19 protein-coding genes and 2 tRNA genes are annotated in these 22092 nt (G+C 68.1%); 7 read left to right on the forward strand and 14 right to left on the reverse strand.

Annotation, left to right across the window (positions count from 1 at the left end; translation table 11 throughout):
• The first annotated feature begins 175 nt into the window (after nt 1–175).
• Nucleotides 176–685 (forward strand): L,D-transpeptidase family protein, encoded by a 510-nt coding sequence (locus tag B0A89_RS01730; RefSeq protein WP_085376662.1) that lies wholly within the window; start codon nt 176–178, stop codon nt 683–685.
• Nucleotides 686–748: 63 nt separating this feature from the next.
• On the opposite strand, the gene B0A89_RS01735 is transcribed toward B0A89_RS01730, so the two are convergent.
• The 3 genes from B0A89_RS01735 to B0A89_RS14905 form a co-directional block, all read right to left on the reverse strand.
• The gene (locus B0A89_RS01735) at nt 749–2281 is read right to left on the reverse strand and encodes an NAD(P)(+) transhydrogenase (Re/Si-specific) subunit beta (protein ID WP_085376663.1); all 1533 of its coding nucleotides are present in this window, start codon (nt 2279–2281) and stop codon (nt 749–751) included.
• A 15-nt stretch (nt 2282–2296) separates the two neighbouring features.
• A complete protein-coding gene (locus B0A89_RS01740) occupies nt 2297–3871 on the reverse strand; it encodes a Re/Si-specific NAD(P)(+) transhydrogenase subunit alpha (RefSeq protein WP_085376664.1) in 1575 nt (524 codons plus the stop codon).
• A gap of 210 nt (nt 3872–4081) precedes the next feature.
• Nucleotides 4082–4570, reverse strand: a complete 489-nt coding sequence (locus B0A89_RS14905; protein WP_205949765.1) for a hypothetical protein — start codon at nt 4568–4570, stop codon at nt 4082–4084.
• Nucleotides 4571–4724: 154 nt separating this feature from the next.
• Between B0A89_RS14905 and pepN the strand changes: the two genes are divergently transcribed.
• The gene (gene pepN / locus B0A89_RS01750) at nt 4725–7286 is read left to right on the forward strand and encodes an aminopeptidase N (protein ID WP_085376666.1); all 2562 of its coding nucleotides are present in this window, start codon (nt 4725–4727) and stop codon (nt 7284–7286) included.
• A 41-nt stretch (nt 7287–7327) separates the two neighbouring features.
• A complete protein-coding gene (locus B0A89_RS01755) occupies nt 7328–8278 on the forward strand; it encodes a 1-acyl-sn-glycerol-3-phosphate acyltransferase (RefSeq protein WP_240558595.1) in 951 nt (316 codons plus the stop codon).
• A 27-nt stretch (nt 8279–8305) separates the two neighbouring features.
• On the opposite strand, the gene B0A89_RS01760 is transcribed toward B0A89_RS01755, so the two are convergent.
• Together B0A89_RS01760 and fumC are read right to left on the reverse strand one after the other, a co-directional pair.
• Nucleotides 8306–9004, reverse strand: coding sequence for a fumarylacetoacetate hydrolase family protein (locus B0A89_RS01760; protein ID WP_085376667.1), 699 nt, complete (start codon nt 9002–9004; stop codon nt 8306–8308).
• 156 nt (nt 9005–9160) lie between these two features.
• Entirely contained in the window at nt 9161–10558 is a 1398-nt protein-coding gene (gene fumC, locus B0A89_RS01765) for a class II fumarate hydratase (protein WP_085376668.1), read from the reverse strand.
• 175 nt (nt 10559–10733) lie between these two features.
• Here fumC and B0A89_RS01770 point away from each other — a divergent pair, with 175 nt between their 5' ends.
• On the forward strand, nt 10734–11756 hold the full coding sequence (locus B0A89_RS01770) for a Hint domain-containing protein (RefSeq protein WP_240558596.1): 1023 nt from the start codon (nt 10734–10736) through the stop codon (nt 11754–11756).
• Here B0A89_RS01770 and B0A89_RS01775 read toward each other — a convergent pair.
• From B0A89_RS01775 to B0A89_RS01805, 7 genes are all read right to left on the reverse strand, one after another.
• Entirely contained in the window at nt 11723–12289 is a 567-nt protein-coding gene (locus tag B0A89_RS01775; protein WP_085376669.1) for a class I SAM-dependent methyltransferase, read from the reverse strand. The genes B0A89_RS01770 and B0A89_RS01775 overlap by 34 nt on opposite strands.
• A gap of 85 nt (nt 12290–12374) precedes the next feature.
• Nucleotides 12375–12851: an SspB family protein gene (locus tag B0A89_RS01780; protein ID WP_085376670.1), complete on the reverse strand. Its 477-nt coding sequence runs from the start codon at nt 12849–12851 to the stop codon at nt 12375–12377.
• A gap of 153 nt (nt 12852–13004) precedes the next feature.
• Nucleotides 13005–13081, reverse strand: a tRNA-Asp gene (locus B0A89_RS01785).
• 32 nt (nt 13082–13113) lie between these two features.
• Nucleotides 13114–13190 (reverse strand) — tRNA-Asp (locus B0A89_RS01790).
• Nucleotides 13191–13341: 151 nt separating this feature from the next.
• Nucleotides 13342–14421 (reverse strand): hypothetical protein, encoded by a 1080-nt coding sequence (locus tag B0A89_RS01795; RefSeq protein WP_085376671.1) that lies wholly within the window; start codon nt 14419–14421, stop codon nt 13342–13344.
• Nucleotides 14422–14584: 163 nt separating this feature from the next.
• Nucleotides 14585–15352, reverse strand: a complete 768-nt coding sequence (locus tag B0A89_RS01800; RefSeq protein WP_085376672.1) for a PRC-barrel domain-containing protein — start codon at nt 15350–15352, stop codon at nt 14585–14587.
• Nucleotides 15349–16545, reverse strand: a complete 1197-nt coding sequence (locus B0A89_RS01805; protein ID WP_085376673.1) for an anhydro-N-acetylmuramic acid kinase — start codon at nt 16543–16545, stop codon at nt 15349–15351. The genes B0A89_RS01800 and B0A89_RS01805 overlap by 4 nt, the downstream gene beginning before the upstream one ends.
• A 67-nt stretch (nt 16546–16612) precedes the next feature.
• On the opposite strand from B0A89_RS01805, the gene tyrS reads away from it, so the two are divergent.
• The 3 genes from tyrS (at nt 16613) to B0A89_RS01820 (ending at nt 19724) form a co-directional block, all read left to right on the forward strand.
• Entirely contained in the window at nt 16613–17851 is a 1239-nt protein-coding gene (gene tyrS / locus B0A89_RS01810) for a tyrosine--tRNA ligase (protein WP_085376674.1), read from the forward strand.
• The gene (locus B0A89_RS01815; protein WP_085376675.1) at nt 17848–18741 is read left to right on the forward strand and encodes a PfkB family carbohydrate kinase; all 894 of its coding nucleotides are present in this window, start codon (nt 17848–17850) and stop codon (nt 18739–18741) included. The genes tyrS and B0A89_RS01815 overlap by 4 nt, the downstream gene beginning before the upstream one ends.
• Nucleotides 18742–18815: 74 nt before the next feature.
• Nucleotides 18816–19724: a pseudouridine-5'-phosphate glycosidase gene (locus B0A89_RS01820; RefSeq protein WP_085376676.1), complete on the forward strand. Its 909-nt coding sequence runs from the start codon at nt 18816–18818 to the stop codon at nt 19722–19724.
• Nucleotides 19725–19728: 4 nt separating this feature from the next.
• Here B0A89_RS01820 and B0A89_RS01825 read toward each other — a convergent pair whose 3' ends face one another.
• On the reverse strand, nt 19729–20778 hold the full coding sequence (locus B0A89_RS01825) for a patatin-like phospholipase family protein (RefSeq protein WP_085376677.1): 1050 nt from the start codon (nt 20776–20778) through the stop codon (nt 19729–19731).
• 143 nt (nt 20779–20921) lie between these two features.
• Nucleotides 20922–22049, reverse strand: a complete 1128-nt coding sequence (gene prfB, locus B0A89_RS01830) for a peptide chain release factor 2 (protein WP_085376678.1) — start codon at nt 22047–22049, stop codon at nt 20922–20924.
• Nucleotides 22050–22092: the final 43 nt, after the last annotated feature.

Consider the following 22092-nt stretch of genomic DNA (forward strand, 5'->3'; position numbering starts at 1 on the left):
TCTCCTGCAAAGGGTTGGGGGCGGCTGGCCGCCATGTCGTCACGGCACCGGCTTGCCAAGCCCTGCCTGCCGGTGCAAGCACCCGCCGCATCCGCCCTGCGTCAGCGCATCGTGAACGGGGCGCCGTTGCGCCTGCGCAGCGCGTCGGGCAGCTTTGCGCCAAACGGGGAACATCATGATACGTATTCTCAAACTGCTGGCTGCCGGGGTTCTGGTGGCGCTGGTCGCCTCGTGCGGGGCAGGCAAGTTCAAGACCTACTCCGGCCCGCCCGTGACGCAGATCATCGTCAACAAGTCGGCCCGCCAGATGCTGTTCCTGTCGGGGAACACGATCATCAAGACCTATAATGTGGGACTTGGCAACGAGCCGATCGGCCACAAGCAGTTCGAGGGCGACGGCCGGACGCCCGAGGGGCTGTATTACATCGACCGCCGCAACCCCGACAGCCGCTATCACCTGTCGCTGGGCATTTCCTACCCCAACCCGCAGGACGAGGCGAATGCGGCGGCGCTGGGGATGCGGGCGGGCAGCGACATCTTCATCCACGGCCAGGGACCGGAAGGGCAGGCGCTTTCAAAGACCAGGCGCGACTGGACGGTGGGCTGCATCGCCGTGACCGACCCCGAGATCGAGGACATCTATGCGATGGTCCGCGACGGCACGCCGATCCAGATCAATCCCTGAGCAAGGAAGCGAAAAAGGCCCCTGCCATGGCAGGGGCCTTTGTCATGCGGGCCCTCGGGGGCCTTAGTCGATCATCGGCAGCAGCGCGTCGATCGACTTCTTGGCATCGCCATAGAACATGCGGGTGTTTTCCTTGTAGAACAGCGGGTTCTCGATCCCGGAATAGCCGGTCCCCTGCCCGCGCTTGCTGACAAAGACATGCTTGGCCTTCCAGACCTCAAGAACCGGCATGCCGGCGATGGGGCTGTTGGGATCTTCCTGCGCGGCGGGGTTCACGATGTCGTTCGACCCGATGACGATCACCACATCGGTATCGGGGAAATCCTCGTTGATCTCGTCCATTTCCAGAACGATGTCGTAAGGCACCTTGGCCTCGGCCAGCAGGACGTTCATGTGCCCCGGCAGGCGGCCTGCGACCGGATGGATCGCAAAGCGCACGGTCTTGCCGGCAGCGCGCAGCTTGCGCGTCAGCTCGCTGACCGATTGCTGCGCCTGCGCGACAGCCATGCCATAGCCGGGAACGATGATGACGCTGTCGGCCTCGTTCAGCGCGGCGGCAACGCCGTCGGCGTCGATGGCGATCTGCTCGCCCTCGATCGCCATCGCCTCGCCGGTCGCGGCACCGCCGAACCCGCCCAGGATCACGCTGACGAAGGACCGGTTCATCGCCTTGCACATGATATAGCTGAGGATCGCCCCGGACGATCCGACCAGCGCGCCCACCACGATCAGCAGGTCGTTGGACAGGGTAAAGCCGATCATCGCCGCCGCCCAGCCGGAATAGCTGTTCAGCATCGACACGACGACCGGCATGTCCGCCCCGCCGATCCCCATGATGAGATGCCAGCCGATGAACCCGGCCGCCAGCGTCAGCAGCAGCAGCCACAGCATGGGCGAGCCGATCCCGCCGACATAGAGGACCACCAGCAGCAGCGAGAGCAGCGCCGCGCCCAGGTTCAGCATGTGCCCGCCGGGCAGCTTCCTGGGCTTGCCGTCGATCCGTCCGGCCAGCTTGCCATAGGCGACGACCGAGCCGGTGAATGTCACCGCGCCGATGAAGACGCCCAGCGCCACCTCGACCTTGAGCATCGCGATCTCGGCGGGGGTCTTGTGGGCCAGCACGGCGGCAAAGCCGTGAAAGACATCCGTCACCCCGTTCAGCCTTGCCCGCACCACGCGGCCCAGCTCGATCTGCGCGTCAAGGCCGATGAACACGGCCGCCAGCCCCACCAGGCTGTGCATCGCCGCGACCAGCTGGGGCATTTCGGTCATCTGCACGCGGGTGGCCAGAACATAGCCGATCCCCCCGCCCAGCGCGATCATGATGACCGACAGCCACCAATGGCCCAGACCTGGGCCGAACAGCGTCGCCAGCACGGCCAGCGCCATGCCGGCGATGCCGTACCAGATCGCCCGCTTTGCGCTTTCCTGCCCCGACAGCCCGCCCAGCGACAGGATGAACAGCACCGCCGCAACGACATAGGCGGCGGTGGTGAAGCCATAAGAGGGCAAGGCGTCCAGCAGGGCGGAGGCGCCATGCGCCGGCGTGACGACCGGCGCCAGGCCGGGCGTGGTGGTGATCACAGTGGTTTCCATGCGGTCACCCCCTCTTCATGATTTCTGGAACATGGCGAGCATCCGGCGCGTGACCAGAAAGCCCCCGAAGATGTTGACCGCCGTCATCAGCACCGCCAGCGCGGCAAGGATCATCACCCATGCCGAACCCGACCCGATCTGCATCAATGCGCCCAGGATCACGATGGACGAAATCGCGTTCGTTACCGCCATCAGCGGCGTGTGCAGCGAATGGGCGACGTTCCAGATCACGCTGAAGCCGATGAAGCAGGCCAGCACGAAGACGATGAAGTGCGACAGGAACGAGGCCGGCGCGAACAACCCGATCAGCAGCATCAGCGCCGCGCCCGCGCCCAGCATCGTCACCTGCCCGCGGGTCTGCGCGCGGAAGGCCGCGATCTCGGCTGCGCGGCGCTCCTCTGCGGTCGGCTCGCGCGGCTTTTCCTTGGGTTTCTGCGCGGCGATGGCCTGCACCTTGGGCGGGGGCGGCGGCCAGGTGACATCGTGATCGCGGGTCACGGTCGCGCTGCGGATCACATCGTCTTCCATGTTGTGGACAACCGTGCCGTCCTTGGCGGGCGTCAGGTCGGCCAGCATGTGACGGATGTTGTTGCCGTAAAGCTCGGAGGCCTGCGCGCCCATGCGCGACGGAAAGTCGGTATAGCCGATGATCGTGACGCCGTTCTCGGTCACAATCTTTTCGTCCGGGACGGTCAGGTCGCAGTTGCCGCCCCGTTCGGCAGCCAGGTCCACGATGACGCTGCCCGGCTTCATCGCCGCGACCATGTCCTCGGTCCACAGCTTGGGGGCCGGGCGGCCGGGGATCAGCGCCGTGGTGATGACGATGTCCATCTCGGGCGCCAGTTCGCGAAAGCGGGCAAGCTGCGCCTCGCGGAACTCGGGGCTTGACGGGGCGGCATAGCCGCCGGTGGCGGCGCCATCCTGCAACTGGTCCTTGAAGTCGAGATAGACGAACTCGGCCCCCATGGACTCGATCTGCTCGGCAACCTCGGGGCGCACGTCGAAGGCATGGACCTGCGCGCCCAGGCTGGTCGCCGCACCGATCGCGGCAAGGCCAGCGACCCCGGCACCGACGATCAGCACCTTGGCCGGCGGCACCTTGCCCGCCGCCGTGACCTGCCCTGTAAAGAAGCGGCCGAAATTATTGGCCGCCTCGATCACCGCGCGATAGCCGGCGATATTGGCCATCGAGGACAGGGCGTCCATCTTTTGCGCGCGGCTGATGCGCGGGACCATGTCCATCGCGATCGCGGTAACGCCGCGTTCGCGCGCGGTTTCCAGCAGATCGGCGTTCTGGCCGGGATAGAAGAACGAGATCAGCGTCTGGCCCGGCCGCATCTGCGCCAGTTCGCCCTCGGTCGGGGGGCGCACCTTGGCCACCACATCGACCGCCCCGACCAGCGCGGCAGGGGTCTGATGCACCGTCACGCCCGCGCGCTGATAGGCGGCATCCGAAAAGCCTGCGCGCGATCCGGCGCCCGATTCGACATGAACCTCATGGCCGAGTTTCTGCAGATGACCGGCCGAGGACGGCGTAATGGCAACGCGCGCCTCGCCGCTCGCGGTTTCCTTCAAGGCCCCAACTCTCAACGCGCCGCCTCCTCATGACCCATCCCGGGGCTTCATTATGACCGGGCAACCAAGCTGCGCAAGCAGCCGGGCGCGGCAGGGCGGCGCAAGGGGCATGGGGCTGGCGCAAAAAAAACAGCCGCGCAGGGATGCGCGGCTGTTCCATGATGGGGCGGGGGATAGGCTGCCCCGTGCCGGCACATCCGGCGGGGCAGTCTGGGCCCGTCTGCCTTAGTTCGACGAAGGCGTCGTGACCGGGGCGGTCGTGGTGGTGGTCGTGGTCCCCGAGGTCGAGCTGGCCGCGCTGTCAGCCGCGCCGGTGGTGGCGGCAGGAGCGGTCGTCGTGGCGGCAGGCGCGGTCGTGGTGCTGGAGGTCGAGCTCGCGGCCGGCGCGGTATCGGTCGTCGTGGTGGTGGTCGCCGCAGCCGGTGCCGTGGTGGTGGTGGCCGGGGTGGTGGTCGTGGTCGTCGCCGGGGCGGTGGTCGTGGTCGTGGTGGTGTCGGCGGTCGTCTCTTTGTTGCCCATGAAGGTGGACAGCAGCCACCAGGCAAGCGCCAGCGCCAGCAGGATACCGATGATCAGCGGCAGGGGCGAGGCCTTCTTCTCGACCGGCTCGACATAGGTTTCGGTCACCACAGTGGACCGGCCGCTGGGATCGACCGGACGATGCGGATCGGTTGCGTCGGTGCGGCGGGGATCGTTCGGATCGTAGTTGGCCATCATGGTCTCCTTGAAAATCTGCTGACTGCCGGATCGCCCGCCTGCCTGTTCCCGGTCGGGGAAGGTGTGCTTGCGACCCGCTTATCCTGCGCTTAACACGCGCCAATAGTACAAGTTCCGCACTCCAAACATTTTCCCCCGAGGGACGCAACCAATGGCCGAAACCCGCTTTCTTGCCGATTACCGCCCCTGGCCCTTCCGCCTGATCGAAACGCGTCTGGACATCACGCTGGCCCCGCGGGGCAGCTGCGTTCGCTCGGAACTGGCGCTGGAACGCACGGGGCCGGGGCCTCTGGTGCTGGACGGCGGGGCGGGGCTGCACACCCTTTCGGTCTGCATCGACGGCGCGGCGGTGCCGCCCGAGGCGCTGGCGATCGGCGGGGAGGCGCTGACCATCGGCGACAGGGCGCTGCCCGAGGGGCGCTTTACCCTCTCCTGCACCGTCGAGATCGACCCCGAGGCCAATACCGCGCTGGAAGGGCTGTATCTGTCGGGCGGCATCTTCTGCACGCAATGCGAGGCGGAAGGCTTTCGTCACATCACCTGGTATCCCGACCGGCCGGACGTGATGGCCCCCTTCCGCGTGACGCTGCGGTCGGACATGCCGGTGCTGCTGTCGAACGGCAACCCGGTTGCCAGCGGCCCCGGCTGGGCCGAATGGCATGATCCCTGGCCCAAGCCCGCTTATCTGTTCGCGCTGGTCGCGGGCGATCTGCGCGCCGTCAGCGGCCGCTTTGCCACATCGTCGGGGCGCGAGGTCGCGCTGAACGTCTGGGTGCGGCCGGGCGACGAGGACAGGGCCGGCTTTGCGCTGGAATCGCTGGTCAAGGCGATGCGCTGGGACGAGACGGCCTATGGCCGCGAATATGACCTTGACGTGTTCAACATCGTCGCCGTCGATGATTTCAACATGGGCGCGATGGAAAACAAGGGGTTGAACATCTTCAATTCCCGGCTGGTCCTGGCCAGCCCCGAGACGGCGACCGACAGCGACTATGAACGGATCGAGGCCGTCATCGCCCATGAATATTTCCACAATTGGACAGGCAACCGCATCACCTGCCGCGACTGGTTCCAGCTGTGCCTCAAAGAGGGGCTGACCGTCTTTCGCGACCAGCAGTTCACCTCCGACATGCGCTCAGCCGCGGTCAAGCGGATCGAGGACGTGGTCACGCTGCGCGCCCGCCAGTTCCGCGAGGATGCAGGCCCCTTGGCGCACCCGCCCCGGCCCGACCGCTACGAGGAAATCAACAATTTCTACACCGCGACGGTCTATGAAAAGGGCGCCGAGGTGATCGGGATGCTCAGGCGGCTGGTGGGCGATGACGGCTATCGCCGGGCGCTGGATCTGTATTTCGACCGCCATGACGGGCAGGCCTGCACGATCGAGGACTGGCTGAAGGTGTTCGAGGATGCGACCGGCCGCGACCTGACCCAGTTCAAGCGCTGGTACACCGATGCCGGCACGCCCCGCCTGACGATGGCCGAGGACTGGGACCAGGGCGCGGGGCGGCTGACGCTGCGCTTTCGCCAGGATACGGCGCCGACGCCCGGCCAGCCCGACAAGCCGCCGCGGGTGATTCCGATCGCCGTGGGGCTGCTGTCCCCGAACGGGGACGAGGTGGTGCCGACGCGGGTGCTGGAGATGACGGATGCCGAGCAGTCCTTTGCCTTCGACGGGCTGGGCGGGCGTCCGGTCGTGTCGCTGCTGCGCGGCTTTTCCGCCCCCGTGACGGTGGACCGCCGGATCAGCCGCAGCGAACGGGCGCTGCTGGTCGCCCACGACACCGACCCCTTTGCCCGGTGGGAGGCCGCGGACAGCCTGGCGATGGACAGCCTGGTGGCGATGGCCGCAGGGGCCGGCTCGGACCCGGCGCTGTCCTATGCCTATGGCGGCGTGCTGGCGGAGCGGGCGATGGACCCGGCCTTCCTGGCGCTGATGCTGCGCCTGCCCGCCGAGGACGAGATCGCCGCCGAGATGGCCCGGCGCGGTGCGGTTCCCGACCCCGACGCCATCCACCGCGCCCGCGAGGCGCTGATGACGGAACTGGCCACCGACCATGCGCGGGTGCTGGACCAGATCATGGCGGAAATGGACTGCCCCCTGCCCTATGCGCCCGACGCCGCGCAATCGGGCGCCCGCAGCGCCCGGCTGGCGGCGCTTGCACTGCTTTCACGCATCGACGGGGGCGAGCGGGCGCAGGCGGTATGGGACAGGGCCGGCAACATGACCGAACGGATGGGCGCGCTGACGCAGCTGATCCGTGCCGGCCGGGCCGAAGGGGCGCTGGCCTGGATGGAACAGCGGTTCGCCGGCAACCGGCTGGTCATGGACAAGTTCTTTACCGTGCAGCCCATGGCCGCCGCGCCGGACCGGGCGCTGCCGGTTGCCCGCGCCCTTGCCGCACGGCCCGATTTCGACATCAGGAACCCGAACCGCTTTCGGGCGCTGATCGGCGGTTTTGGGGCGAACCATGCGGCGCTGCATGCGGCGGACGGGTCGGGCTATGATTTCGTTGCCGACTGGCTGATCCGCATCGACCCGGTCAACCCGCAGATCGCGGCGCGGATGTGTTCGCTGCTGGAAACCTGGCCGCGCTATGACGAAGGCCGGCGCGCCCATGCCCGCCGCGCGCTGGAACGGATCGCCGCGCTGCCGGGTCTTTCGGGCAACACGGCCGAGATGGTCACGCGCATTCTTGCCGCCCGGGCCTGAGCCGTCTTGCCGGGCGGTTCCATCACGTCGATACTCGGGCAATGAGCCAGTTGCCCGACACCGGCCGCTTGGCGGCGTCTGCCCTGACGCCGCGCGAGGAGATGCAGCAGCGGCTGGACCCGCTGATCGCCGAACGGGCGCCTTGGCTGTATTCGGGCAAGCCCCATCACACGCTCGCCCGCGCGGTGATGATGCGGCTGCTGCACTATCCGCGCTCGATCGAACTGGCGGCCGAGTTCCGCGACCTGCCGGCCGAGGAGATCATGCGCCGCGTCTCGGCGCTGATCGTGCGCGACATCCGCGTGACGGGGCTGGAAAACATCCCCGCGACGGGGCCTGCGCTGATCGTGGCGAACCACCCAACCGGGATCGCCGATGGAATCGTGCTGCATGCGGTGGTTTCGGCTGTGCGGGACGATCTGTTCATCTATGCCAATCATGACATGATCCGCGTTCTGCCCCAGACCGAGGAACTGATCGCCCCGGTCGAATGGCGGATGGAAAAGCGCACCCATGCCAAGACGCGCTACACGATGGACTATACGCGCCGCGCGCTGGGACAGGGCCGCATCGGGCTGATCTTTCCCTCGGGGCGGCTGGCCAAGCGGCGCTGGCTGACGCTGCACGAACGGCCCTGGATGGCCTCGGCCGCGATGATCGCGCGCAAGTTCGCGGTGCCGGTCATCCCGCTGAACATCCGGGCGCGAAACTCGGCCCTGTTCTATATGCTGGATGCGCTGCATCCGACGCTGCGCGATGTCACGCTGTTCAACGAGGTGCTGAACAAGGCCGGGCATACCTATCGCATCACGATCGGCGCCCCGATCGACCCCGACACCCTGCCCGCCCGGTCCGAGGACGGGATCGAGGCGCTGCGCCGCGCCGTGCTGTCCCTGCCCCCGCCCGGCCCGGCCGCCGCGCGCCTGTCCCATCTGCGCGAGGCGCGCCAGCGCCGCGGGGCAACGCGCCGGCCGATGGGCGAAAAGCTGTAGGGCCGCTGCGCCCTCGGCCCGTCCGGTTCAGTCCGGATCGGCCAGGGTCAGCGTCACCGGCTCCAACCCCTCGATCTCGCCCCGGATGCGGGCGCCCGGCCCGACCGGGCCGACGCCCGCCGGGGTGCCGGTGAAGATCACGTCGCCCGGCGACAGGTGATAGAATCGCGACAGGTCGGCCACCAGATCCGGTACGGTCCATACCATGTCAGACAGCCGCGCATCCTGGCGCAGCGCGCCATCGACCCACAGGCTGATCCGCTGCCCCGCCGGCAAGCCGAAATCCGCGGCGGGGGTGATCGGCGCAATGACGGCGCCCCCTTCGAAATCCTTGCCCAGCGACCAGGGCCGCTGCTTGGCCTTGGCCGCGGCCTGAAGATCGCGCCGCGTCATGTCCAGCCCGGCCGCATAGCCGAAGACCAGCCTCATCGCGTCCTCTGGGCGCAGTTGGAATCCGGTCGCGCCCAGCGCGACGACCAGTTCCATTTCATGATGCAGATCGGCGGTGCCCGGCGGATAGGGCAGCACGCTGCCCGAATCGACCAGCGCCAGCGCGGATTTGGTGAAATAGAACGGCGCCTCGCGGTCCACCTCGGTGCCCATCTCGGCGGCATGGGCGGCATAGTTGCGCCCCACGCAGAAGATGCGGCGCACAGGAAAGCGCGCGCCCTGCCCCGCCACAGGCAGGGCCGGCCACTCAGGGGCGGGAAAGGTCAGGTCGGTCATTGCGGCAAGCTTCCGATAAGGGCGATCGTCACGGGGATGGCCAAGCAAAGCACAGAGCCGCCCTTGGCGAAAGCCTGCCTCTGCCCGGCGGCGAGCCTCCCCGCCGCAACGCCGCAAGGGGGCGGGCAGCGTCGGGGAAAGGCTGCGCCCTGCGGGTCAGTCCTCGGGGCCGACCATCTGTTCGGGGCGCACGATCCGGTCGAACTCCTCCTCGGTGACAAGCCCAAGGCCCACGGCCTCCTCGCGCAGCGTGGTGCCGTTCTTGTGCGCGGTCTTGGCGACCTTGGTGGCGTTGTCATAGCCGATGGTGGGGGCCAGCGCCGTGACCAGCATCAGGCTTTCCTTCATCAGCTTTTCGATCCGCGCGGTGTTCGCCTGCGTGCCCACCACCATGTTGTCGGTGAACGACACCGCCGCGTCGCCCAGCAGCTGCATGGATTGCAGCACATTATAGGACATCATCGGGTTATAGACGTTCAGCTCGAAATGCCCCTGGCTGCCGGCAAAGCCGACGGCGGCATCGTTGCCCATCACATGGGCGCAGACCATCGTCAGCGCCTCGGCCTGGGTCGGGTTGACCTTGCCGGGCATGATCGAGCTGCCCGGCTCGTTTTCCGGCAGGATCAGCTCGCCCAGGCCCGAACGGGGGCCAGAGCCGAGCAGGCGCAAGTCGTTGGCGATCTTGAACAGGCTCGCCGCGATGGTTTTCAGCGCGCCGTGAAAGAACACCATCGCGTCATGGGCGGCCAGCGCCTCGAACTTGTTGGGGGCGGTGACAAAGGGCAGGCCGGTGATCGCGGCGATCTCCGCCGCGATGGCGGTGTCCCAGCCCTTTTTCGTGTTCAGCCCGGTGCCGACGGCGGTGCCGCCCTGCGCCAGCTCATAGATCTGCGGCAAGCACAGCTTGACCCGTTCGATCCCCATGCGGACCTGATGGGCATAGCCGCCGAATTCCTGCCCCAGCGTCAGGGGGGTCGCGTCCTGCGTATGGGTGCGGCCGATCTTGATGATGTCGCGGAACTCGTCCCGCTTGGCCTCAAGCGCCTGCGCGAGATGCTCAAGCCCGGGGATCAGCACGTCCCGGGCGACCATGCCGATGGCGACATGCATCGCCGTCGGAAAGGTGTCGTTGGACGACTGGCCCATGTTGACATGGTCATTGGGGTGAACGGGCTTCTTGCTGCCCATCTGCCCGCCCAGCATCTCGATGGCGCGGTTGGAAATGACCTCGTTCGCATTCATGTTCGACTGCGTGCCCGATCCGGTCTGCCAGACCGCCAAGGGGAAGTTGTCGTCCAGCTTGCCGTCGATCACCTCTTGCGCGGCGCTGACCATCGCCTCGCCGATAGCCGGGTCCAGCTTGCCGGTGGCCATGTTGACCCGTGCGGCGGCCTGCTTGATGACGCCCAGCGCGCGAATGACCGCCACGGGCTGCTTTTCCCAGCCGATCTTGAAATTGCCCAGGCTGCGCTGGGTCTGCGCGCCCCAGTATTTCGAGGCGTCAACCTCAAGCGGGCCAAAGCTGTCGGTTTCGGTGCGGGTCGTCCCGGTCATGGCATCCCTCTCGGATCACTGGCGCGTGAAGGTTCTAGGGCCGTGCCGGCCGATTGGCAATCGCGCGCCATGGGCTGGCTGCCGGGGCGCCTGCCCATGCGGCGGAGAACGCGGCGTCTGGCGTCCGGGGGCCGGATGGGGGATTGTGCCGGAACGGCCAGCACAGGAAACCACCGTGGCGACGCTCGCCCTCACGCTTTACCGATATGCCGTTGCGGGCGGAAGGATCGCCTCAAGCGGCAAGGCGCAGGTGATCGAGGTCGAGGACGGCGCGGGCAGCGGGCTGGCCGGCCCGCAGGATCTGGCCGCCGCGCTTGCACCGGACGGGGCGGGCGAGCTGCGCGGCCCCCAAGGGGACGATCCCGGACGCGAGCCGGTGCTGGCCCTGTGCGGCGAGGGCTGGCCCGATGCCTTCACGCTCTACACGCCCCGCCGGCTCGATCCGGGCGAGCCGGCTTCGCCGGCAGGGCTGATCCGGGACTTTGCCCCCCTTTGCGCCGAGCCGGCCGATGTGGTGTGCTTTGCGGCCGATACCTTGATCGACACCGCGCGCGGCCCGGTCGCCGCGGGCGATCTGGCAATCGGCGATTGGGTGCGCACGCGCGATGAGGGGATGCAGCCGATCCGCTGGATCGGTCGGCAGAGGGTCGATGCCGGGCGGCTGGCCCTGCATCCGCAATTGCGCCCCATCCGCATCCGCGCAGGCGCGCTGGGTGACGGCACGCCGTCAAACGACCTGATCCTGTCGCCGCAGCACCGCGTTCTTGTGCGCTCGCGCATCGCACAGCGGATGTTCGGCCATGCCGAGGTGCTGGTCGCCGCCAAGCAGCTGTGTCAGCTGGACGGGATCGACATCGCGCTCGACCTGGATACGGTCAGCTATGTCCATTTCATGTTCGACCGCCACCAGATCGTCTTCTCGAACGGGGCGCAGACCGAATCGCTGCTGGCCGGGCCCGAGGCGCTGAAATCCGTCGGCGCGGCCGCGCGCGCCGAGATCCTGGCCCTGTTCCCCGAACTGGCGGGTCAGCCCGTTGCGGCCGCACGGCCGCTGGCCAGCGGCCGGATGGGGCGCAAGCTGGCCATCCGGCACCTGCAGAACGCCCGGCCGCTGATGGGCAGCAAAGCCGCGTGCAAAGCCGCCGCGCCCCCGCCCGCCAGCCTTCAGCCGGCAGCGCCCTCCTGCCGAAAGACGTAAACCCGCGCGGGCGGCAGGTTCATCCAGATGCGCCGGCTGCGCGTATGGACCAGCCCCAGATCGGCCCGCACCCTTTCCGACAGGGGCGGCTGGGTGCCATAGGTGATCTGCACGAAGGGCGCGCCGGGCTTGAGCATCCACAGCGCGGCCCCCACGATGGCATGTTGCATCTCGTCCGACATCGGCAGCGTGGGCACGCCCGAAATCACCGCATCCAGGCCGCGCCGCCCCACATTCACCATGTCCTGCGCCGGCCGGTTGTGAACCGTCACGCCGGGAAAGGACTGGCGCAGCCGCTCGCAGAAGGCGGCATTCAGCTCATACAGCTCCAGCCGTTCAGGCGGCAGGCCGCGATCCAGGATGGCGCGGGTGATCGTGCCGGTGCCTGCCCCGATCTCGGCCACGGCGCCCATCGCGGGATCGACGTTGCGCGCCATTTCGCGTGCGGCGGCACTGGCAGTGGGGGCGATGGCGCGGATTTCGGACGGCCGGCGGATCAGCTGGCCAAGAAAAAGTGACAGGTCGGACATCATGCGCTCGCGACGGTTTTGCTGTCAGCCCACCTATCGCCAGCGCATGACGGTTGCGCCGCACAAAAATGTCAGTCCTGCGACAGCATCATTTGCGCCACTTGTCGAGGCTGACCACCTCGGCCCCATCGCCCTTGCGTTCCGGGACAGTCGAAACAGGGGCGGCGTGCTCGGCAAGCGGCGCCTCATCCGAATCGGGATCGTCCTGGCCGTCCTGCGTTTCGAACCTCAGCCCGAATTCCACCGAAGGGTCCACGAAGGTGCGCAGCGAATCAAAGGGAATATACAGCGGCTCGGGCGAGTTGCCGAAGTTGAGCGTGACCGAGAACCCTTCATGCGTGACCGTCAGGTTGTCGAACCAGTGCTGGATGACGATCGTCATTTCCTCGGGATAGCGCGCGCGCAGCCAATCGGCCATCTGCACCCCCTCGTCGCGCGTGTCGAAGGTGATGAAGAAGTGATGCTCGCCCGGCAGGCCGCTTTCGGCCACGCCCTGCAGCACGTCGGCAATCAGGCCCTGCATGGCGCGGTGCATCATCCCGCCGTAATCGATTCCGCGTGCCATCGGCGTCTCCTGATCGTATCGGATGGCGCAGCATAGCAAGGGCCGGGCGGGATGATAAAGGCCGTAGGCAACCCGCGGCCAAGCAAAGGAAGGCCGACCATCGGGCGAAAGCGACGCCCGGCTAAATAATGGCGACAATCAGGGGGGATGGAATGGCGCGGTTGACGGGGCTCGAACCCGCGACCCCCGGCGTGACAGGCCGGTACTCTAACCAACTGAGCTACAACCGCGCATCCTCCCAAGGCGATCAATGGCGTGGTTGTGGCGCGGTTGACGGGGCTCGAACCCGCGACCCCCGGCGTGACAGGCCGGTACTCTAACCAACTGAGCTACAACCGCCCAACCACACCCAGATCGCCTCCGGGGTGCGGCGGGTTTACGCAGCCCCCATGACCAGGTCAAGCGCCAAAGCGCGTGCCTGAACCGTCAGTGGGCAAAAAGAAAGGCTCCGCTTTCGCGGAGCCTTTGCCGATCCCCGGATCGGGGCCGCTTAGTTGGCGGCCTTGTATTCCGGCAGGTTCTCGATCTGGTCGGCGGGCGTGCCGACATAGGCTTCAAGATCGCCCGCAGCGGTGCGCTGGAACGAGATCTGGTCCAGCGGATAGGCCACCTGACGCTCACCCATGTTCAGGAAGCCGCCGACCGCGACGATCGCCGAATTGGCGGCCTTGTCGAAGGCGTCGATCTCGCCGATTTCCTTCCAGTCATTGCCGTCGCGGGCAAAGACCTGCAGGCCGTCCAGCCCCTCGCCGGTCACCTCGCCGGCGGGAACAGCGGTATAGCCCTCGCGCAGCGCGATATCCGAGGCCATCACCGGCGCCACGGCGACAGCGGCGCCGTTCGCGCCGGTCACGTTGACGGCCGCATCGCCCTGCTGGACATTGACCTGGGCCTGCCCGGCCTGCTGCACATCGACCTGCGGGGCCGGGGCGGCCGCCACATTGACCTGCGCATCGCCCGCCTGCTGAACGGCAACGGTGGGCTCGTTCTGGCGAATCTCGACTTGGGCTTCCTGAGCCTTGGTCACCTCGACCTGGGCCTGGGCGTCGGTCACGTTGACCTTGGCCTCGGCGCCCTGGACGACGACCTTGGGTTCGGGCTGAACGAAGGACACCACCGGCTGCGGCACATCCACGGTGACGACCGGCTTGGCCTCGCCCACGGTGACTTCGGGATCGGGCAGCGAAACCGAAACGATCGGCTGGGGGATGTTCACGGTGACGTTCGGCTCGGCCTGCGTCACGGTGATCTTGGGGGCGCACTGCTCGACATTCACTTCGGGCGGGGCCTGGGTGACGGTCACGGTCGGCTCGGGCTGCTCGACGGTCACCTGCGGGGCCGGCTGGTTGACCTTGACCTCAGGGGTGGGCACATTGACATTGACGGTCGGCTCGGCCTGCTGGACAACCACCTGTCCGCCGGGAACGGCAACGGCATTCGCGTCGGCAGCCGGCGAGGCGACAGCGCCTGCGGCAGGGGCCGCGGCGGTATCGGCCGCCGTCTGGGCGAGCGCGCCGGCTGCAACCAGCGACAGGGCCGCTGCGGTTCCGAAAAGCTGTTTGATGTGCATTATCTGGATCCTATGTCTGTTCTGGGTCCGTGTGCCCGCCGGTGCTTCAGGCATCGCAGCTATAACGGCCTGACCTGCGCAGGGTTCCGCGGATATCCGCCGATGCACGCAAAAGGGGCGCCCGCAGGCGCCCCTTTCCGTCCCGGCACAGCGGCAGGGGCGATTACTTCATCACGGTCGTCGCGTCGAATTCTGGCAGGGCCTGAAGCTCTTCCTTGGTGAAGTTCGTCGCGTAGAACTCGTCATCGCCGACGCGGGCAAAATGCAGGGCATCCTTGCCCAGCAGCACGCGCTTGGCGCCCAGGCCCAGGAAGCCGCCGATATCGGCGATATAGCCCAGCACATTACCCTGCGGATCAAGAACGATGTCGTCCACCTTGGCGATGTCCGTCCAGTCGGCGGGACGCTCGGTCAGCGTGGTATTGTTCCAGGCCGAGGACGAGGGCTGGTTGGTCGTCCAGATGCGACGGTTCATGATCCACGAGCCCAGCATGCCGGGGTTTTCGGCCGACAGGACGGGCGCGTTGACATCCGGGGCCACCGCGGCGGCAGGAGCGGCGGCCGCTGCCGTATCAGTGGTCGCCGGCGCGGCAGCCGCGGGCGCATCGGTGGTGGTGACGGTCGTCGCGGTCGCGGCCGTGCCGGCGGTCACTGCCGCGTCTGCCTTGCCCTCGGCCGCATCGGCGGCGTCCTCGGCGCGGTCGGCGGCGTCCTCGGCCTTGTCGGCGGCAGAGGTCGTCACCGCCTCGTCAACCTTGTTGCCGGCCTTGTCCATCGCGCTTTCGGCTGCATCCGCCGCATCTTCCATCTTGTCACCGGCCGCGGCGGCGGGGTTGGTCACCGCGGTGTGGGTCTGCGTCGTGGTCGTCTGGGCCATCGCAAAACCGGTCAGTGCCAGCGACGAGGTAGCAGCGAGAAGCAGGGTTTTCATCGTAAAGATCCTTTCAAAGTATCCGGCGGGGAGAGATCAGCCCCGCTTCGGTCTGCAAACGCATCCTTTCGGCCAAGCGTTCCGGACCCCACGAAAGCGTCATCACAGCCCGGCACGCTGATCCGCCCGCCGCAGACCGGCGCCGGAACCCCGGTGATCGACGGGGCCGAGGTCGGCAACCCTCGCAACACCCGCGCGGCCAGAAAGGCAAAGGCCTGCGCCTCGACCATGTCTCCATCAAGGCCCGCCGCCTCGACCGGCCGGATCGGCAGGCCGCAGCGGGCCTTGAGCGCCGCCATCAGCGCCCCGTTATGCCGCCCGCCCCCGCATGCCAGCATCGCCGCCGGCCGGCGCGGCAGCAGTTCGAGCCCCCGGGCGACGGCGGCGGCGGCGGCGTGGACCAGCGTGGCCGCCGCATCGGCATCCGTCATCGCGGCCACCGCGGCGCCCAGCGCCCCAAAGGCGTCGCGGTCGAGCGATTTGGGGGCGCGACGGGCGAAATAGGGATGGCGCAGAAATGCGGCCAGCGACGCCTCGCAGGGCGTGCCTGCGGCCGCCAGCCGCCCGCCTTCGTCGCGCGCGGCCCCACGCCGGGCGCGCATCAGATCGTTCAGCGGCGCATTGGCCGGCCCGGTATCAAAGGCCAGGCAGGCCGCCGCGGGATCGGGATCGCAGGGGTCACACCAGGTCAGGTTGCCGACCCCGCCCAGATTGAGGAACACCACCGGCGCTGCGGGCAGCAGCCCCTGCCCCATCGCCCAGCGGGCCAGCGCATGATGAAAGAACGGCACCAGCGGCGCCCCCTCGCCGCCCCTGCGCATGTCCTCGGTGCGAAAGTCCCACACGACCGGGCGGCCCGTGGCCCGCGCCAGCCGCCAGCCCTGCCCCGCCTGGTGGGTGCGCCGGCGGGCCGGGTCATGGGCCAGCGTCTGGCCGTGAAAGCCGATGACCGCCGCCTCGGGGAAATCGGCCGCAAGCGCCGCATGCGCCGCCTCGGACAGGGCAGCGGCCCTGTCCACACCGGGCTGTCCGGGCCAGCGGCCCAGCGCGGCATGCAGCACATCCGCCTCGGCCGCGTCATAGGGGCGAAAACCCGTGCGCCCGAAGGCGTGGATCGCCTCGCCATCGGTGTCCAGCACGGCCCCATCCACCCCGTCCAGCGAGGTGCCCGACATCATTCCCAGAACCCGCATCGGCCCCTCTGGCTTTTCCTCATCCCGGCGGGCCTGTATAGCCCGCAAAGGAAAAGGGAAAAAGCCGATGACCCACCGCCCCAAGTCCGCCTTCCTGAACGTCATGGTCGAACGCGGCTATCTGGCCGATTGCACCGACCTGCCGGCGCTGGATGAGGCGCTGACCCATGGCCCGGTCACGGCCTATATCGGCTATGACGCGACGGCCGCATCGCTGCATGTCGGGCACCTGCTGAACATCATGATGCTGCGCTGGTTCCAGCGGACCGGCAACCGCCCCATCACGCTGATGGGCGGCGGCACGACCAAGGTGGGCGATCCGTCCTTCCGGTCCGAGGAACGCCCCCTGCTGGACGCCGCCGCCATCGCGCGCAACATCGACGGAATGCAGCAGGTCTTTGCCCGCTATCTCGATTACGGCGATGGCGGCGCGATGATGCTGAACAACGCCGAATGGCTGGACGATCTGAACTATCTCGATTTCCTGCGCGACATCGGGCGGCATTTCTCGGTCAACCGGATGCTGTCGTTCGAGTCCGTGAAATCCCGGCTGGACCGCGAACAGTCGCTGTCCTTCCTGGAATTCAACTACATGATCCTTCAGGCCTATGACTTCCTGGAACTGCACCGCCGCCACGGTTGCCGGTTGCAGATGGGCGGGTCGGATCAATGGGGCAACATCATCAACGGCATCGACCTGACGCGCCGGGTGCTGGATGCGGAAATCTGGGGCCTGACCTCGCCGCTGCTGACGACCTCGGACGGGCGCAAGATGGGCAAGTCGGCGGGCGGCGCGGTGTGGCTGAACGGCGCGATGCTGTCGCCCTATGAATTCTGGCAGTTCTGGCGCAACACGACCGATGCCGATGTGGGCCGCTTCCTCAAGCTCTATACCGAGCTGCCGGTTGCCGAATGCGACCGCCTCGGCGCGTTGTCCGGGTCCGAGATCAACGCCGCCAAGGTGATCCTGGCGAACGAGGTCACCACCCTTCTGCACGGGGTCGAGGCCGCGGCCTCGGCCGAGGCGACGGCGCGCGCGGTCTTTGAACAGGGCGGCGGCGGGGGTGATCTGGAAATCGTGACCCTGCCTGCCGCCGTTCTGGCGGGGGGGCTGACCGTCCAGCAGATGCTGGTGCAGTCGGGCCTTGCCTCCTCGGGCAAGGAGGCCAAGCGCCTGATCACCGAAGGCGGGCTGCGGCTGGACAACCGGCAGGTGGATGATCCCCAAGCCGCGCTGGGCGACATCGGCGAGGGCATCAAGATCAGCATCGGCAGGAAAAAGCACCGGATGCTGCGCCCGGCATGACGGCGCCTTCCGCCCCGCTCGTCCTGTGCATCGGCGCCGTCCTGTGGGACGTGATCGGCCGCAGCCCGACCCGCATGGCGCCGGGCGCCGATGTGCCCGGCCGCATCCGCCATGTTCCCGGCGGCGTCGCGCTGAACGTGGCGGCCGCGCTGGCCGCGCGCGGGCGGGCGGCGGCGGTGCTGGGCGCGGTCGGACGCGACCCCGAGGGCGAGGCGCTGCTGGCGGCCATACGCCAGGCGGGCGTGGGCATCGACTGGATCCACCGTGATGCCGGCCTGCCCACGGATGTCTATATGGCCATCGAGGATACCGAGGGGCTGATCGCCGCCATCGCCGATGCCCATTCGCTCGAGGCGGCGGGCGAGGCGGTGCTGGCCCCCCTGCGCGACGGCCGGCTGGGATCGGCCCGTTCGCCCTGGCGCGGGGCGGTGGTCGTGGACGGCAACCTGACCACGGCGCAGCTGTCGGCCATCGCGGGTGATCCGGCGCTGGCGGCGGCCGATCTGCGCGTCGTGCCCGCCAGCCCGGGCAAGGCCGAACGGCTGGCCCCGCTGATCGGGCCGGCCCATGTCACGCTTTATCTCAACCGGGCCGAGGCCGAAACGCTGGCCGGCCATCCCTGCGCAAGCGCGGCCGAGGCTGCCGCTGCCGTCATCGCGCGCGGCGCGGCGCGCGTTCTGGTCACCGATGGCGCCCGGCCTGCCGCCTGCGCGGCCCGCGGGGCCGAGGTGCTGACCTGCCAGCCGCCGGCGGTATCCATCGCCCGCGTCACCGGGGCGGGCGACTGTTTCCTCGCCGCCCATTACGTCGCCGAGGCCGCCGGGCAGGATCGCGCCGCCGCGCTGGCCGCCGCAGTCGCCGCCGCCGCCGCCCATGTCGCCGGTTCCTAGACCATTCTTCTGCACGCAAATATCCCGGGGTCCGGGGCAGCGCCCCGGTCCCGCCCCCGACGAAAGGATCACCCATGACCGATCTGCCGCTAAGCTTCACGCCTGATGTCCGCGCCGCGCTGGACGCAGGCCGCCCGGTCGTCGCGCTCGAATCGACGATCATCACCCACGGCATGCCCTATCCGCAGAACCTGGTGATGGCGCGGGACGTGGAACAGGCCATCCGCGACGAGGGCGCGACACCTGCGACCATCGCGCTGATGGACGGGCGCATCCATGTCGGTCTGGATCAGCCGACGCTGGAACGGCTGGCGCAGGCCAGCCCGGTGATGAAGGTCAGCCGCGCCGATCTGGCCGTCTGCCTGTCCACCGGCCGGACCGGCGCCACCACCGTCGCCGCCACCATGATCTGCGCGGCGCTGGCCGGCATCCGCGTCTTTGCCACCGGCGGCATCGGCGGGGTGCATCGCGGGGTCGAAACGACGATGGACGTGTCGGCCGATCTTCACGAGCTGGCCGCAACGGCGGTGACGGTGGTTTCCGCCGGGGCCAAGGCGATCCTCGACATCCCCCGCACATTCGAGCTGCTGGAGACGCTGGGCGTGCCGGTGATCGCCGTCGGCCAGGATACCATCCCCGCCTTCTGGTCGCGCGATGCGGGCCTGCCGGCACCGCTGCGGCTGGACGATCCGGCGCAGATCGCCGCGGCGGCCCGAATGCGCCGCGCCCTTGGCATCCCCGGCGGGCAACTGGTCGTGAACCCGATCCCGGCGGAATCGGAAATCCCCCGCGCCGAGATGATCCCCGTCGTCGATGCCGCCCTGGCCGAGGCGCAGGCCCAGGGCATCGCCGCCAAGGAGGTCACGCCCTTCCTGCTCGACCGCATCTATGCGCTGACCGAAGGGCGCTCGCTGACGGCCAACATCGCGCTGGTGCTGTCTAACGCCCGGCTGGCCGCCCGCATCGCCGCGGCCGGGGCATGAGGGGTCAGCCGTAAAGCCGCGGCAGGTCCACCGAATCGCGCAGCCCGACATTGGCCGCGTCGCCCGCCAGGAACGCCTCGGCGGCGGCGCGGCCGGCCTCTTTCATCCGCGCCAGCAGGCCCGGCGAGGGCATCACCTTGGTGCGCGTGCCCAGCGAGGTCATCAGCGCATCATCCGAGATCATGTGGATCAGCGGCTCCTTCATGCCGCGGCCCGACAGGCGGCCCTCGCGGTTCAGCCGCTTCATGAACTGGATGGCCCGCAATTCGCGCAGAAGGCTGGAATTGAAGCTGATCTCGTTGATGCGGTCCTGGATTTCGACCGGGCTTTTGGGGATACCTTCGCGTTCCATCGGGTTGATCGTGACAATCACGATATCCGCAGGCAGGGCCGGGACGAACAGCGGATACATGGCCGGATTGCCCGAATACCCGCCGTCCCAATAGGCCTCGGACCGCCCCGTGGCCGGGTCGTCGATCTGCACCGCGCGAAACAGCGTCGGCAGGCAGCCCGAGGCCATCACCGCCTCGGGCGTCACCTCATCGCCCGAGAAGATCCGCACCCGCCCGGTGCGCACATTCGTGGCCGTCACGAAAAGCTGCGGCCCGGCCTGCCGCCCCGGCCCGAGCGGATGCGGCATCTCGCGGATGATCGCGCCCAGAGGGTTTGTATAGAACGGACCGCTGTCATAGGGGCTGAACACGCGGGTAAAGCCCTCGAGCCAGGCCATGGGGGACACCATCTCGACCAGGCGCTGCATTCCGCGGGGGATGGGCGCCATGCTGGCCATCCAGCGCACCAGGCGGTTGTCGCTGAACTGGCCGATCTGCATCCAGACATGATCGAGATTGGCGCGCGCCGCGCGTCGCCCGGCGGGGCCATCGCCCCGCGCCAGTCCCGCCGCCACGGCCGCCCCGTTCAGCGCCCCCGCCGAGGTGCCGCTGATGCCGGCAAGCTCGATCTCCTCCCCTTCCAGCAGGCGATCCAGAACGCCCCATGCAAAGGCGCCATGGGCGCCGCCGCCCTGCAGGGCAAGGTTGATCCGGGTTGGCATTGACGATCCCCCGCCTGTCCTGGGGCCAGCATGACAGCCGCGCGCGAGCGGCACCACGGGTATCTTGGCCCCCCCGGCCCAAGGCAGGGCAAGGCTGCGCCGGCGGACCGATCAGCGCGCCAAGGACCGGGCCCGGGCCGCGGTCAGTCGGCGGCGTTCGCCTCGGCCCGGCTTTTGCCCGAAACGTCCAGGGCCAGGGTCGCGGCCATCAGACCGTCAAGATCGCCGTCCAGAACGCCCTGCGTATCGGATGTCTCAAAGCCGGTGCGCAGATCCTTGACCATCTGGTAGGGCTGCAGGACATAGCTGCGGATCTGGTTTCCCCAGCCGGCATCGCCCTTGCTTTCATGGGCGGCGTTGATGGCCGCGTTGCGCTTGTCCAGTTCCAGCTGATAGAGGCGCGAGCGCAGCGCATTCATCGCGATCTCGCGGTTCTGGTGCTGCGATTTCATCGAACTGGTCACGACGATATTGGTGGGCAGGTGGGTGATTCGCACCGCCGAATCGGTCGTGTTGACGTGCTGACCGCCAGCACCAGAGGACCGATAGGTGTCGATCCGGATTTCATTGTCCGGGATCACGATCTCGATGTTGTCGTCCACCACCGGATAGACCCAGACCGATGAGAACGACGTGTGCCGGCGGGCGGCACTGTCATAGGGGCTGATGCGCACCAGCCGGTGCACGCCCGATTCCGATTTCAGCCAGCCATAGGCGTTCGGCCCGCTGATCTTGTAGGCGGCCGAGCGGATACCGGCCTCATCGCCCGCCGTTTCGGATTGCAGCTCGACCTTGTAGCCCTTCTTCTCGGCCCAGCGGGTGTACATCCGCGCCAGCATCGACGCCCAGTCGCAGCTTTCCGTCCCGCCCGCCCCGGCGTTGATTTCCAGGAAGGTGTCGTTGCCGTCCGCCTCGCCGTCCAGCAGCGCCTCAAGCTCCTTGGTGGCGGCAAGGTCGGCCAGCGATTTCAGCGTCGCCTCCGCCTCGGCGACGATCTCGGCGTCATCCTCGGCCTCGCCCAGTTCGATCAACTCGACATTGTCGCGCAGGTCCTGGTCGATGCGGCGATAGGTTTCCACCTTGTCCGACAGGACCTGCCGGTCGCGCATCAGCTTCTGCGCGCGGGCCGGGTCGGACCACAGATCGCCATCCTCGATCATGGCGTTCATCTCTTCCAGGCGGTGCGGCGCGGTGTCCCAGTCCATGCGCTGCGCCAGCAGGCCCAGCGACTTGCGGATGGCTTCGACGGTGGCTTGGGTTTCGGCACGCATGGGCGGTCCCTGATGGGCTGTCTGCAAGAATGGATCGAGATAA

This window comes from Paracoccus contaminans, assembly GCF_002105555.1.
In the GTDB taxonomy this organism is placed as follows: domain Bacteria; phylum Pseudomonadota; class Alphaproteobacteria; order Rhodobacterales; family Rhodobacteraceae; genus Paracoccus; species Paracoccus contaminans.

Excerpts from the sequence above, each read along its gene's own strand:
- B0A89_RS01760 (WP_085376667.1), bottom strand. The coding sequence starts at position 9,004 with ATGACCGACCTGACCTTTCCCGCCCCTGAGTGGCCGGCCCTGCCTGTG.
- pepN (WP_085376666.1), top strand. The coding sequence starts at position 4,725 with ATGGCCGAAACCCGCTTTCTTGCCGATTACCGCCCCTGGCCCTTCCGC.
- fumC (WP_085376668.1), bottom strand. The coding sequence starts at position 10,558 with ATGACCGGGACGACCCGCACCGAAACCGACAGCTTTGGCCCGCTTGAG.
- B0A89_RS01775 (WP_085376669.1), bottom strand. The coding sequence starts at position 12,289 with ATGATGTCCGACCTGTCACTTTTTCTTGGCCAGCTGATCCGCCGGCCG.
- B0A89_RS01825 (WP_085376677.1), bottom strand. The coding sequence starts at position 20,778 with ATGCCAACCCGGATCAACCTTGCCCTGCAGGGCGGCGGCGCCCATGGC.
- B0A89_RS01815 (WP_085376675.1), top strand. The coding sequence starts at position 17,848 with ATGACGGCGCCTTCCGCCCCGCTCGTCCTGTGCATCGGCGCCGTCCTG.
- B0A89_RS01735 (WP_085376663.1), bottom strand. The coding sequence starts at position 2,281 with ATGGAAACCACTGTGATCACCACCACGCCCGGCCTGGCGCCGGTCGTC.
- B0A89_RS01755 (WP_240558595.1), top strand. The coding sequence starts at position 7,328 with ATGAGCCAGTTGCCCGACACCGGCCGCTTGGCGGCGTCTGCCCTGACG.
- B0A89_RS01730 (WP_085376662.1), top strand. The coding sequence starts at position 176 with ATGATACGTATTCTCAAACTGCTGGCTGCCGGGGTTCTGGTGGCGCTG.
- B0A89_RS01780 (WP_085376670.1), bottom strand. The coding sequence starts at position 12,851 with ATGGCACGCGGAATCGATTACGGCGGGATGATGCACCGCGCCATGCAG.
- B0A89_RS01795 (WP_085376671.1), bottom strand. The coding sequence starts at position 14,421 with ATGCACATCAAACAGCTTTTCGGAACCGCAGCGGCCCTGTCGCTGGTT.
- B0A89_RS01800 (WP_085376672.1), bottom strand. The coding sequence starts at position 15,352 with ATGAAAACCCTGCTTCTCGCTGCTACCTCGTCGCTGGCACTGACCGGT.
- B0A89_RS01805 (WP_085376673.1), bottom strand. The coding sequence starts at position 16,545 with ATGCGGGTTCTGGGAATGATGTCGGGCACCTCGCTGGACGGGGTGGAT.
- prfB (WP_085376678.1), bottom strand. The coding sequence starts at position 22,049 with ATGCGTGCCGAAACCCAAGCCACCGTCGAAGCCATCCGCAAGTCGCTG.
- B0A89_RS01820 (WP_085376676.1), top strand. The coding sequence starts at position 18,816 with ATGACCGATCTGCCGCTAAGCTTCACGCCTGATGTCCGCGCCGCGCTG.
- B0A89_RS14905 (WP_205949765.1), bottom strand. The coding sequence starts at position 4,570 with ATGGCCAACTACGATCCGAACGATCCCCGCCGCACCGACGCAACCGAT.
- tyrS (WP_085376674.1), top strand. The coding sequence starts at position 16,613 with ATGACCCACCGCCCCAAGTCCGCCTTCCTGAACGTCATGGTCGAACGC.